This is a genomic window from Synechococcus sp. H55.11, assembly GCF_047462475.1.
In the GTDB taxonomy this organism is placed as follows: domain Bacteria; phylum Cyanobacteriota; class Cyanobacteriia; order Thermostichales; family Thermostichaceae; genus Thermostichus.
The window spans coordinates 1-12,041 of sequence record NZ_JANSJI010000346.1; the positions used below are offsets into that span (position 1 = coordinate 1).

Annotated in this window: 11 protein-coding genes; 9 read left to right on the plus strand and 2 right to left on the minus strand. The window is 61.4% G+C overall.

Going from position 1 to position 12,041, the window contains the following annotated elements; translation table 11 throughout:
• The first annotated feature begins 8 nt into the window (after positions 1 to 8).
• From NW853_RS13275 to NW853_RS13295, 5 genes are all read left to right on the plus strand, one after another.
• Complete coding sequence (locus NW853_RS13275; RefSeq protein WP_414349265.1) at positions 9 to 2,114, plus strand: NAD(P)/FAD-dependent oxidoreductase; 2,106 nt, start codon at positions 9 to 11, stop codon at positions 2,112 to 2,114.
• 451 nt (positions 2,115 to 2,565) lie between these two features.
• On the plus strand, positions 2,566 to 2,904 hold the full coding sequence (locus NW853_RS13280) for a hypothetical protein (protein ID WP_414334890.1): 339 nt from the start codon (positions 2,566 to 2,568) through the stop codon (positions 2,902 to 2,904).
• A 47-nt stretch (positions 2,905 to 2,951) separates the two neighbouring features.
• Positions 2,952 to 3,293 (plus strand): histidine triad nucleotide-binding protein, encoded by a 342-nt coding sequence (locus tag NW853_RS13285; RefSeq protein ID WP_414334889.1) that lies wholly within the window; start codon positions 2,952 to 2,954, stop codon positions 3,291 to 3,293.
• 85 nt (positions 3,294 to 3,378) lie between these two features.
• On the plus strand, positions 3,379 to 4,029 hold the full coding sequence (locus tag NW853_RS13290; protein WP_414334888.1) for a precorrin-8X methylmutase: 651 nt from the start codon (positions 3,379 to 3,381) through the stop codon (positions 4,027 to 4,029).
• Between the two features lie 174 nt (positions 4,030 to 4,203).
• Positions 4,204 to 4,578: a hypothetical protein gene (locus tag NW853_RS13295; protein ID WP_414349257.1), complete on the plus strand. Its 375-nt coding sequence runs from the start codon at positions 4,204 to 4,206 to the stop codon at positions 4,576 to 4,578.
• 167 nt (positions 4,579 to 4,745) lie between these two features.
• Here the strand turns inward: NW853_RS13295 and NW853_RS13300 are convergent, their stop codons facing one another.
• Both NW853_RS13300 and hflX read right to left on the minus strand, forming a co-directional pair.
• On the minus strand, positions 4,746 to 6,494 hold the full coding sequence (locus NW853_RS13300; protein ID WP_414334886.1) for a diflavin flavoprotein: 1,749 nt from the start codon (positions 6,492 to 6,494) through the stop codon (positions 4,746 to 4,748).
• Between the two features lie 116 nt (positions 6,495 to 6,610).
• A complete protein-coding gene (gene hflX / locus NW853_RS13305) occupies positions 6,611 to 8,377 on the minus strand; it encodes a GTPase HflX (RefSeq protein WP_414349259.1) in 1,767 nt (588 codons plus the stop codon).
• 121 nt (positions 8,378 to 8,498) lie between these two features.
• Here hflX and NW853_RS13310 point away from each other — a divergent pair, with 121 nt between their 5' ends.
• From NW853_RS13310 to NW853_RS13325, 4 genes are read left to right on the plus strand one after another with little or no spacing between them, the layout of a single operon-like run.
• Positions 8,499 to 9,089, plus strand: a complete 591-nt coding sequence (locus NW853_RS13310) for a hypothetical protein (RefSeq protein ID WP_414349260.1) — start codon at positions 8,499 to 8,501, stop codon at positions 9,087 to 9,089.
• Positions 9,090 to 9,092: 3 nt separating this feature from the next.
• Positions 9,093 to 9,530, plus strand: a complete 438-nt coding sequence (locus NW853_RS13315; RefSeq protein WP_414349262.1) for an SRPBCC family protein — start codon at positions 9,093 to 9,095, stop codon at positions 9,528 to 9,530.
• 31 nt (positions 9,531 to 9,561) lie between these two features.
• On the plus strand, positions 9,562 to 10,149 hold the full coding sequence (locus NW853_RS13320; protein WP_414349263.1) for a peroxiredoxin family protein: 588 nt from the start codon (positions 9,562 to 9,564) through the stop codon (positions 10,147 to 10,149).
• 26 nt (positions 10,150 to 10,175) lie between these two features.
• The gene (locus NW853_RS13325; RefSeq protein WP_414349264.1) at positions 10,176 to 11,834 is read left to right on the plus strand and encodes an ABC1 kinase family protein; all 1,659 of its coding nucleotides are present in this window, start codon (positions 10,176 to 10,178) and stop codon (positions 11,832 to 11,834) included.
• Positions 11,835 to 12,041: the final 207 nt, after the last annotated feature.

Below are 12,041 nucleotides of genomic sequence, written 5' to 3' on the forward strand. Positions count from 1 at the left end.
CACAATGGGTGAAGATTTGCTCTGTTTTCTATCTCGGCGCCGTGCTCAAGCCCCTGTACTATCGCGAGATCCCTTGTCCAGACACTGCCCAGGTGCTGCGCTGGCTGCAGGAGTGTATCCCCTTGCCTCAGGGCAGCCAAAAACTGCCGACCGCCACCGGCCTGCGCCTGCAGGGATGTGGGGCCGAGCTGGCCGTTTTCCTCTGGTCGGGGCTGAACACCACCTATCTCAAGGTGTTCCAGTGGTCGGAGCGGCCTTTCCCCCGGCAGGGGCGCTGGCTGAGAGAGCTGGAAAAGGCCATCCAGAGCCGATTTCCCCACCGCTACCCGCAGTTGCCAGCTATCGATCTCAGCCAGGGATCCATCTTTGAGCAACTGGAGCCTTTTTACCCGCAGACGGTGAAGTATTTCCGCCGCATTCCCAACGGCGAGTTTGACCTGCAGCGGGTTTACTGGTGGGAGAAGCGCTGGCGGGAAGAAGTGCAATCCCCCCATCCTCAGCGGCAGCCGGTGCTGTTTCGCCAGCCGGCCCCTGAACCTGCCCCCTTGGAGTGGGACTTGGTGATCGTGGGCGGGGCGCTGGGGGCCATCTACGGTGCGGCCATGGCCCGCTTAGGTTACCGCGTGGCCCTGGTGGAACGGCTGCCCTTTGGCCGCATGAACCGGGAGTGGAACATCTCGCGGCGGGAGCTGCAGACGCTAGCGGAGTTCGGCCTCCTCAGCCCCGAGGAGATAGAGAGCCTCATCCTCAGGGAATACACCGATGGGTTCAACAAGTTTTTTGATGGCAACAGCCCCGTACGCGCCCCCGTCCTGCACACGCCGACGGTGTTGAACCTGGCCATCGATGCCGAAAAGCTCCTGCAGCTCTGCGGCCAGATCCTGAGATCCTGCGGCGGCACCATCTACGAGCGCACGGAGTTCCGGCGGGCCTACATCGAAGACCAGGGCGTCACGGTGGTGGTGAAAGATTTAATCGGCCAAGCTGAGTTTCGGCTGGGATCCCGCCTGTTGGTGGATGCCATGGGGACGGCCTCGCCCATTGCCCAGCAGCTCTACCGCCATCATGCTTTTGATAGCGTCTGCCCCACCGTCGGGGCCACCATTGCAGGAGGGTTTGAGCCGGGAGTATGGGATCCCCAATTTGGCGACATCCTGGCCAGCCACGGGGACATCAGCCGCGGTCGGCAGCTCATTTGGGAGCTCTTTCCCGGCCCCGGCGAGGATCTCACCTTCTACTTGTTCCACTACCACCAGGTACATCCGGAAAATCCGGGATCCCTGCTGGAATTGTACGAAGACTTTTTCACCATCCTGCCGGAGTACCGCCGCTGCAACCCAGAGCGCCTGCAGTGGAAAAAGGCCACCTTCGGCTACATTCCCGGACGGTTTAGCCCGCAGCGGACTCCAGAGGAGCCCTTCGACCGCGTCCTCTTGATTGGGGATGCGGCGGCCCTGCAATCCCCCCTGAGTTTTACCGGGTTTGGATCCCTGGTGCGCAACTGCCCCCGCCTCTGTGACCTGCTGAACACAGCCCTGCGCCACAACCTGCTCAAAGCCTCTGACCTGGCCCAGATCCGCGCCTACCAGGGCAACTCCGCCGTCACTTGGCTGTTCTCGCGGGGGATGATGGTGCCCACCGGCAAGGTATTGCCCCCCGAACGCATCAACGCCATCCTCAACAGCTTTTTCGGCATTCTCGCCACCGAGCCGCCAGAGGTGGTAGATGATTTCATCAAAGACCGGGCCGGCTGGCTGGCCTTTAACCGCATGGCCATCAAAGCGGCTTGGCAAAACCCGCGGCTGCTGCTGTGGATCTGGGAGGCCGTAGGGGCCAAGGGCTTTGCCCAGTGGCTACCTACCTACTTCGGCTATAGCGGGCTGGCCTTGACTTCAGCTTTGCTGAGGGGCTGGCTCCCAAGGCTGGTGCGGCGCCTGCAGCCCTGGTTGGAAGTCCATTATCCCCGCCTGTGGCTGCGCTGTCTGCACTGGAGCTACACCCTCACCTATGGAGTGGGGCAGCCGCGCATCGAGTTTCATCTCCCCGCCCCCAGCTCTCCTGTCCCGGAAAATATCCAGAACCCAGTACCCACTTGGATAGAAGAAAGGGCCTAGGCTGGAGACTTTCGCCACGCCAGTTGTTTCTGGGCTTTCGCTCTTTTGGAAGCACCATCTCTCTGACGCCCCCAGGAAAGGTGGGCGTCAACTGCTTTGTCAGCAGAGTCAACCAGCAAAAAATCTCGATGAGTGCTGGCAGTCCTTACTTGGGTTTGCTAGCAGTTATCTGCGCAGGATTGTTCGCTGGAGCGCTCATCAGGCAAAGCTCACCTCTTTGGTGTTGAAGCATCCTATCTCCAGGTAGTGACCAGTGGCAAAAGAGTCGTGTCCGCCTGTTCTTTAGTCTTGGCAATTGGCCCAAGTTGAGTATATAGTCAGTGCCTAACATCCAGGTTCAGATCGACGACGGATGGGAAAAGATCCCAGTTTCAATTCTGTCGAGAGATTGCTGAACTCCTCTTTTGCAAAACCTCTGTTTTCGCAAGGAAACCCTCTAGGACTGAGCCCAATGGTTTACACTTTTGAGATCATCGGCATTGCCCCTGCCCTCGAGTTCTTCTGTCAGCAGCAGGAGCTGGCAAAGCGGCCCTGTGGGGTGGAATACTTAGGCACCAGCCCTTGCACCTTGGATGCGCTGCTGGGATCCCTGGAGGAGGTGCCGGCCCGGCGGGGTTGGGATTGGGATCAGTTGGTGGAAACCGTCATCTGCTTTTGGTGTAGCAACCCCGATTTGGTGAGTTTGTGGCAGTCTCGCTTTCGGGATGCTGGGCAAGATGCCCTGTTGGTCTCGCGGGTGGGGCACATTCGCTCGCTGCAACAGGAGTTTGAGTGGCTGCTCAACCAATGAGGGCCATCAGCGGCTAGGCTAAGGTCAGAACTGGCTTGTAACCACCCATGAGCGACACGGTTTTCGGCAAGATCATCCGCAGGGAGATCCCGGCCCAGATTGTCTACGAAGATGAGCGGGCCATCGCCTTCAAAGATATCGCCCCTCAAGCCCCTGTCCACATCTTGGTGGTGCCCAAGGAGCCTATCCCCGGCATTGCCCAGGCCAAGCCCGACCAGGAAGCGTTGCTGGGGCATCTGCTATTGACGGCTCAGCGGGTGGCTGCCGAGGCAGGTTTAAACAAAGGTTATCGACTGGTGATCAACGAAGGGGAGGACGGCGGGCAGACCGTCTTTCACCTACACATCCACATTCTCGGCGGTCGAGCGATGGGTTGGCCGCCGGGTTAGGCGATGGCTTTTCCCACCAATCGGAGCCTCTGCAGGTACAATCCTGTCATTACCGAGAACAAACGGCGGGCGGGGTCTGGAACCGATGGAGTGGCATGTCACCGATGCAGAGAGCCTGATGATCATCGACCAGGAGGTGGGCAAGCACGAGCTTTCTCCTGCCGAGTATGAAGTGGTTCGCCGTGTTATTTATGCTACTGCCGACTTTGAGTACTTGAACCTTATCCGTTTTGGCAACGAAGCCTTGCAAGCTGGAGCGGCGGCTCTGGCAGCGCGTACCACCATTGTGGTAGATGAGCCGATGGTACAGGTAGGCATTGCCTGGGCCGTCCAGAACACCTTTTCCAACCCCATCTACTGCGGCAGCGAAGCGATTACTCGCCCCCAAAAAGATAAGACCCGCTCTGCTTGGGGATTGGAAACCCTGGCCCAACGCTATCCTGAAGCAATCTTTATCATTGGCCAATCCCAAACGGCTCTTTCCACGTTGGTTCGGTTGATTACAGAAAAGGAGGTGGCTCCTGCTCTGGTCATCGCCACGCCGGCTGGGTTTGTGAACGTGGTGAAAGCCAAGCAGGAGCTGGCCGATTCCATGGTGCCTCATATCCGCACCGAGGGACGCAAGGGGGGCCCTGCAGTGGCTGCGGCGGTGTTGGATGGCCTGCTGGACTTGGCTTGGCACGCCTATGTACGGGCCGGCAGTGCAGACCATTCCGGCAAATCTGCTAGCGGGTAGATGGGCATTGACAAGGGATCCCTATTGATTTGATGGAGATGGGTCTGGATTGAGCTGATCCAGATCACAGGCTTGGCGGGATCTCCGTCATGCCCCCCTCAGTCCGGCCTTGAGAAGATGGGAGCCATCTTCTCAGTGCTGGACAGTAGAGAGCCTAAAGCGAGGGATCCGGTCATGCGGCAGTTCATCTGGGTTTGGGGAAGCGGCTGGCTTTTGGCTTTGGCCTTGGCCCCGGCAGGGTGGGCCCAAGCGGAGGTGGCGGCTCTTTTGCCCGCTGGACAGCCGGCTATAGCGCCCTCTCTCCCTGGGCCGCCGGACATCGACCGGAGGGAAGCTCGGCTCAGCCCCTACCAGCGCTGGCAACAGCAGCATGCTGCTGCGGAGATTCCCTCTTCTGGATGCGGGGGAGTTTTCTACCGCCTCTCTCAGGAAGCGGAACAGAGCCCAGAAGGGCTGCCTTTTCCACTGCAGCCAGACGGGATCCCTTTGGGAGAAGACAGCCCTTTTTTCCTGCATCCCAACGGGCTGCGCTACCGACAGTCTTATTGAAGTTTGGAGGGAAGTTTTTGCATCGGCAGAGCGGCTGTTTCCGAACCTGGCGAATCTCCCCTCTCCCCTGGGGAGAGGGGCTGGGGGCGAGCTGCGAGTACTGGCCTTGCCCCAGGCCAACCCTGAATCTCCCCTCTCCCCTAGGGAGAGGGGCTGGGGGTGAGGGATCAGTAATGATTCCCCACCTTGCGGTGGTGGATGGCAGTGAGGCCCTCCAGGTTGGAGACCCGCCCGGCTTCCACCGTGCTGTACACCACCCAGTGGTCGCTGGTTTCCAGACGGCTGACCACGCGGCATTCCAGGTAGGCCAGGGCATCGGCCAGGATGGGGGATCCGTTGGCGGCGGGGTAAGTTTTGATGCCGGCAAAGCGGTCGGCCCCTGGTGGGAAGCGCTTCAGGAAGTGGCGCATCAAGGGCTGGTAGTGGCCCTCCGGTAAGGCGTTGAGGACGAAGGTATCCCCCACCTGCAGGAAGGACTCGATGGCCCGGTCTTTGGCCACGGCAACGCTGATCCCCGGCGGATCGCTGCTGGCCTGGGCCACCCAGGAGGCGAGCATGGCGCTGGTGGCCTGCCCTTTGCGAGCGGTGAGGATGTAGAGGCCGTTGCTGATGCGGCCCAGGGCGCGATCCAGGTCGGCATCGAGGGCTTTCATCTGCTGAATGCTGCGATCCCGGGTCAGCCATTGCCCCAAGTCGGTACCCGCTTCTTCAGCCACTTGCAGCAGAGCTTCGCTGGCAGGCTGCTTGAGCAAAATCGGGGCAAACACCTCTTTGGCACCGATCTCCTGCAGCGTGTTGCGGCAGAGGTAGACCGACTCATCATCTTCGCCGCCCGACTCGAAGAGGCCAAAGCCCTGCTTGCTGTGGGCAGAGGCCAAGAGGGTTTTCAGCAGCACCTGGGTGGTGGCCGCATCTGGCCCCGATTGGGGCGGCATGCCTATCACCACACCGGCGGCCAAGCTCATCAGCTCGCGCACCTCGTGGGCATCCACCAGCCGCAGATCCACCAGCTCCACCTGGGTGCCGGTTTTTTGGATCCCGTGGGCGATGGCTTGAGCCAGCACTTCCGCCTGGCCATATCCCGACAGGTAGAACACCGCCACCATCCGTTCGGCTTTGGCCTGCTCCAGGCTCCAGGTGCGGTATTGCTCTACCCAGTCGGACAGGTGATGGCGCAGCAGGGGGCCGTGGCCGGTGGCAATGGCGGCGATAGGGGGCAAGGCTTCCATGCGCTTCAGAGCCGAGAGCACCGAGCGGGCGTTGGGCCCCATAAGGCAGTCGTAGTAGAGCTTAAAGTCCGCCTGCAGCAGGTGGGGATGCTCATCCCAGGCGAAGTCGTCGCAGTAGTGCATCCCAAACACATCGCAGGTGTAGAGGATCTGGGTGCCGTGGTCGTAGGTAAGGATGGTGTCGGGCCAGTGCAAGTTGGGGGCGGAGATAAACTCTAGGACATGGCCCTTGCCCAGATCCAGGCGATCCCCCTGCTTCACCACCAGCCGCCGGAAGGGCCGATGCACCAGGTCTTCCAGAAATTGCATGGCCACTTTGGAGGCCACCACCGTCGCCTGGGGCGCCAGCTCCAGCAGATCCCCCACCAAGCCGCTGTGATCCGGCTCGGTGTGGCTGACCACCAGGTAGTCGATCTGGGCAGGATTAAGGAGCCCCTGCAGGAGATCCAGGTACAACTGGCGAAATTTCTCGTGGGAGGTGTCGATGAGGGCCACCTTCTCGCCGCGAATCAAAAAGGAGTTGTAGGTGGTGCCGTTTTCCAGGGCGAATTCAATGTCAAACCGATCTCGATCCCAATCTTGAGAGCGAATGGCGAGGGTATCGGCGCCAATGGGCAAAGTTTGCAGCGTCAGATGCGACTGGGCCAGGTGAGGTGCGACTTGAGGTGCAACCGCAGTAGTGACCATGTTCTCTCCCTAACCTGAAGTCGGTTAACAATTCTGATCTCAATGTAACTGAATGTTTATGCCGAGGCAGGATAAATAATGAAAGGCCCAGGTTTCGAAATCCTTATGGAATGCTTCTAGGGATCCCTGGGTTCCTGCCAATCGAGGGAGTTGAGATTCAAGGCTGCCGCAAACTGGGCCAAGGTGCGGCGCAACTGGTTCAGATTTTGGCCGGTAGCAGCAGAGACAAAGAGAGCTTTGGGGTAGAGCAGGCGCACATCTTCTACCCATTCGGGATCGAGGCGGTCAATTTTGTTAAACACCAATTGTCGCGGCCCGGTGGCCAAGGGCATGCCATCCAGCAATTTTTCCACCGCCTCGATCTGCCCTTCCCAGTTGGGGTGAGAGAGATCCACCACGTGCAGCAGGGCGTCAGCCTCTGTCACTTCCTCCAAAGTGGCCTGGAAGGCGTCCACCAGTTGCTCCGGCAGTTCCGTTAGAAATCCTACCGTGTCGGTGAGCAGCACCGCCTGGTGGTCGGACAGCTCCAGCCGCCGGGTAGTGGGATCCAAGGTGGCAAAGAGCTGATCGGCAACATAGACCTGGGCGTGGGTGAGGGCATTCAGGAGGGTGGATTTGCCGGCATTGGTGTAGCCCACCAGCGCCACCACGGGAATCTGGGATCCCTCGCGGCGTTGGCGCAGCCGTTGCCGGTGGCGGCGCAGCTCTTCTACTTCTTGCCGCAGCTTGCCGATGCGCCGCTGAATGGCCCGTCGCTCCATTTCCAGTTGGGTTTCCCCAGGGCCGCGGGTGCCGATCCCACCCCCCAGTCGCGACATGGTGCGCCCTCGACCGGCCAGGCGCGGCAGCAGATATTGCAGTTGCGCCAGCTCCACCTGTAACTTCCCGGCCCGTGTTCTGGCCCGCTGGGCAAAGATATCCAGGATCACCTCGCTGCGATCCACCACCCGCACCCCCACCGCCTCTTCCAGGGTGCGCACCTGGCTGGGGGTGAGCTCGCGGTCGAACACCACCAGGTTAGCCCCCAGATCCTGTACCAGCAGCGCCAACTCCTGCACCTTACCAGAGCCAATGACTGTGGCGGAATTGGGGCCTTCCCGCCGTTGCCAGAGGGTTTGCAGCACCTGTCCGCCGGCACTTTCCACCAGGCGGCCCAGCTCTGTCAGCCTGTCCACCAGGTCTTCGCGGCTCTGCCCCAGCTCCTGCAGCCCCACCAGGATCGCTCGCTCCTGCTTGGGATCCACCTGGCGGGCGGTCAATTGGCGCCGAAAGCCATCCTCCAGCTCCGTCACCAGCTCCTGCAGATCCTGTTCTGCCAGGATCCCCAGGGGCAAAGGCTCCGAGACCTGCCAGCGGTGCCCCTCCTGCGGCACCAGGTGGGCCAGATAGGCGCAGTTGACAAAGCCCGTGGCCGCTCCACCTCGCCGCCGCTGCCCTCCTGCCTTGGCCACGGAAAGGGTGATAAGGGCATCCAAGCGCTGCAAAGCCATGGCCGTCAGCGCTTTCTGGCCGGGGCCTCCTGCCCCAGTTTGGGTGGTGATGCAGCGGATCCCGGAGAGGCGCTCGGCTCCCTGGCGAGGCAATTCCCAGGCCGGGATCTGGGTCTCAAAAGGGGATCCCAGCCCCACGCGGATCACTTGGCCGCGCCGGTTCAGGTAAACACTGATGGGCTGGCCTTCTAGATCTTGAGTCAGGGATCCCAGCCGTTGGGCAAACTCCACCGTCACCAAGCGGTTGGGGGGTAGGCGCAGTTGGTAAAGCCGTTGCAGTTGTTTTTGCTGGTAGGGCTTTAACCCTTTGACCTGTTCGCGAAAAGGGCGCGCGGCAATGGCAGAACTAAAGCGTGAGTCGGCTGGATGGCGAGAGGTGCTAACCTTGGGCATAGGAATGGGCAGAAACCCAAGAACGAGCTTTTATATACCATACACGCCGGCTGCCAAGCCCGTGAGTGGCTCAGATCCTTGCCCCATAGATAGAACCCACCTCAGGGACGCGGCCCAACAAATGAGAAAAAGGTGCTGTCTTGAGCAAATCGCGCCGGCGGGACGGAGTCCTCTGCCGGTTCTTGCTTGGCTAACCGTTGGGCTGCTGGCGGGATCCCTCATGGCCTGCCGCCAGAGGGCTGCTCCGGTTTCCCCAGAGCTGGATCCTGTGCGGCGTCACATCGGCAAAGATGGCACGCACTTTGAGGCTTCTTTGGGGGATACCCGCGCCCTTCCCCCTCACTTTCCCCCTCATTTGCAGTTGCCCAACGCTGCCGTTGTCTCTTCCGGGCAGATTTGGGATCGAGGGGGGGGCCTTGCTTCCTTGATTTTGCAGACCTCTCAGCCTCTGGAGGAGATTGCCGTCTACTATCGTCGCACCCTGTGGGGCCGGGGCTGGGATCTCCTCTCGGATCTGGAACAGGCCAACGGCATCCGCACCTTGGTGTTCGAGTCTCCCCCCCACCCTGAACAGTCCCTGTACCAGGCAGTCATTCAGGTGGGATCCCCCCGCCGCGGGCCGGATCAGGTGGAGTACCGGGATATCTTGATTTTGCTGAGTACCGTTGCCCCTGTCGGCAAAGCGCAGCCTGCTGCTGTAGCCTCTCCTTAAAGCATGCCTGTCTATACCCAAGCGATGGAGATTGCCGCTGACGTGGGGCGGGTGGAGCGCTGTCTCATTGACCCGGAGCTGATGCGGCGCTGGCTTAACCCGCTTTTGGGCTGCGAAGCGCTGGGATCCCCTACGGGACAACTGGGCAGCCGCTACCGCTTTTTCCTGCGCCTGCCTCTCATTTCCCCCAGCCTGGACTGCGTGATCGCCGAGCGGGCCGAGGGCCTGGTGCAGTGGCAGTTTGAGGGGTTTTTTCAGGGCACTGACCGCTGGGAGTGCCGCCCCCAAGCGTCGGGAACGCTGTTGGTGAACCGCTTTGAGTTTTCCATCCCCAACCCCTGGGTGGCGGCAGGGTTCTATCTGGTGGCGGCAGAGCTGACCCGGCACGACATGCGGGCGCAACTGCGGCGGCTAAAGGCAGTGGCCGAGGCTTTGGGTTAGGCTGGTGGCAGGTAGTAAAGAAACGTAAAAAATGGCAATGACCAGCAACAGCGGCCTGTTCAACCGTCGCTTTTTCGACAACTTCATCCCCCAGCCGGCCAACAGCTCTCTGCAGATTGGCGAGCTGGCCCCCGACTTTGAGCTGCCCAATGTACACGGGGATCCCGTGCGCCTGTCGGACTACCGCGGCCACCAGCCGGTGGTTCTCGCCTTTACCCGCATTTTCACAGAAAAGCTCTTCTGCCCCTTCTGCTACCCCCACATCCAGGAGCTGAAGGCCCGCTACGAGGAGATCCGGTCTTTGGGAGCGGAGCTGCTGATGATTACCAGCACCGACCCGGTGCAAAGCCAACAGATCCAAGCCGACCTGCAACTGCCCTATCCGCTGTTGGTGGATCCGGAGTGCAAGACCTTTCGGCTCTACGGTGTCGGCCAAGCGCTGGGGGCGCCCCTGCCGGGCCAGTTCATCGTCGATCGCGAGGGGAGGCTGCGCTATAAGCACCTCTTCTCCTTTGTCGAGCCCAACGCCGAGACCGACGAGGTGCTGCGGGCCTTGCGAGAAGGGCTAGCCGGCGGCTGGGACGGAACCCGCCGGGTGGCTCCCGTGCCTTTCCTTTGATATCTGCTGTGCGGGAGGGAAAAGGAGTGGTCTTTGCGCGGCTGGCCCAGAGCGGCGCCCGTCAGGCAGAGATCCTGGAAGTAGTCCTGCGCCACGGCTGGGACTACATGCGGCGCTTGCTCTCCTTGGGCAAGGCGGAAGAGCCGCAACTGCCGCCGCCGATGGTGCTGCGCAACATCTTGGTGGATCTGGGGCCGGTTTATGTGAAGCTGGGCCAGTTGCTGAGCACCCGCCCCGATCTGTTGCCGCGGGAGTACATCGAGGCCCTCAGCACGCTGCAGAGCAATGTGCCCCCCGTGCCCTGGAAGGCGGTGGAGATCCTGCTGCGCCAGCAGTTGCAAAAGCCGCTGGAGCAGGTGTTCAGCAGCCTGGACACGGAAGCGGTGGCAGCGGGATCCATCGCCCAAGTCCATCGCGCCCGCCTGCTCAGCGGCGAACTGGTGGCCCTCAAGATCCAACGGCCTGGGCTGGAAGCAGTGGTGGAACAGGATACGCGGCTTATCCGTGGCATTGCTGAGCTGGTGGCGCAAACGGAGCTGGGCCGGCTGACGGACGTGGTGGCCTTGGCGGATGAGTTTTGCCGGGCGCTGCAGGCGGAGCTGGACTTTACCCAGGAAGCCCGCCACACGGAGCAACTGCGGCAACACCTGCAGGCTAGCCGTTGGTTTGACCCAGCACAGTTGGTGGTGCCGCGCGTCTACTGGGCGCTCACTACCCCCAAGGTGCTGACGCTGGAGTGGATCGAAGGAAAGCCACTGCTGGAGGCGGATCGCAGTGACGCCGACCCGCAGCAGATTGCCCGCCTGCTCACCCGCGCCTTTTTCCAGCAGATCTGCCTTGACGGCTATTTCCACGCCGATCCCCACCCCGGCAACCTCTTCTACCTGGGATCCGGTCGCGTGGCCCTCTTGGACTGCGGCATGATTGGGCGGCTGGATCCCCGCACGCAGCAGATTGTGCTGGAGCTGATTTTGGCCATCGTCAGCCTGGATGCCCAGCGCTGTGCTGAGCTCACGCTGGAACTGGCCCTGCCGGAAAGTCCCAGGGGCAGCCCGCGGGATCCCGCCGTCAGCCTGGCCCAACTGCAGAGGGAATACGAGCGCCTCTTGCGCCAGTACTACACCCTGAGCGTTGCCGAGCTGGATTTTAGCGAGCTCTTTTCCGAGATCCTGCAGGCGGCACGGCGCAACCAGATCCGCATCCCCGGCAACCTGGGGCTGTGCGCCAAGGCCCTGGCCAACCTGGAAGGGATCGCCCGCCAGCTCACCCCAGACTACAATCTACCGGAGCAAATTCGCCCCCTGATGGCCGATGTGTTTCGGCAGCAGTTGCTGGGGGATGCCCCCCTGCCCTCGCTGCTGCGCACAGCCCTGGATCTCAAAAACCTCTCGCTGCAGTCGCCGCGGCAACTGGAAGTGCTGCTTAGCCGCATCACCTCCGAGACCCAGCGCTGGAACCTGACGGTGCAGGAGCTGGAAGGCCTCCGCACCAGCCTGGACCAGTCGGCCAACCGCCTCTCCTACAGCATCCTGGTTGGATCCCTGATTATTGGCGCTGCCATCATCTCGGCGCAAACCCAGCGCTTCCAGGTCTTTTGGCTAAGCGAGCTGCTCTTTGGCGCCGCCAGCCTGCTGGGGCTGTGGCTCATCCTCAGCATCCTGCGCTCCGGTCGCCTGCGGGGCTAATCCCCTACGCATCTCGTGTTGGCAAAGCAACACAAAAACGGTAGCAGCGGCTTTGCGAGCGCCTCGCCAAATCCCGCAAAGGCCGATTCTTTCGTTGACCCGCTCGATGCCTTGCGCCACAAGGCTTTCAGGCCTCTTGCCCCCCCTCTTCTAGGCCCTTTTTCGCCGTCTTCGACCGACCCCCTCGCAAATGGGTCTTGCATTCCT

Bases quoted from the DNA above. Each gene is read 5' to 3' on its own strand.
- NW853_RS13290 (WP_414334888.1), top strand. From the start codon at position 3,379: ATGGAGTGGCATGTCACCGATGCAGAGAGCCTGATGATCATCGACCAG.
- NW853_RS13300 (WP_414334886.1), bottom strand. From the start codon at position 6,494: ATGGTCACTACTGCGGTTGCACCTCAAGTCGCACCTCACCTGGCCCAG.
- NW853_RS13315 (WP_414349262.1), top strand. From the start codon at position 9,093: ATGCCTGTCTATACCCAAGCGATGGAGATTGCCGCTGACGTGGGGCGG.
- NW853_RS13280 (WP_414334890.1), top strand. From the start codon at position 2,566: ATGGTTTACACTTTTGAGATCATCGGCATTGCCCCTGCCCTCGAGTTC.
- NW853_RS13285 (WP_414334889.1), top strand. From the start codon at position 2,952: ATGAGCGACACGGTTTTCGGCAAGATCATCCGCAGGGAGATCCCGGCC.
- NW853_RS13310 (WP_414349260.1), top strand. From the start codon at position 8,499: ATGAGAAAAAGGTGCTGTCTTGAGCAAATCGCGCCGGCGGGACGGAGT.
- NW853_RS13295 (WP_414349257.1), top strand. From the start codon at position 4,204: ATGCGGCAGTTCATCTGGGTTTGGGGAAGCGGCTGGCTTTTGGCTTTG.
- NW853_RS13320 (WP_414349263.1), top strand. From the start codon at position 9,562: ATGGCAATGACCAGCAACAGCGGCCTGTTCAACCGTCGCTTTTTCGAC.
- hflX (WP_414349259.1), bottom strand. From the start codon at position 8,377: ATGCCCAAGGTTAGCACCTCTCGCCATCCAGCCGACTCACGCTTTAGT.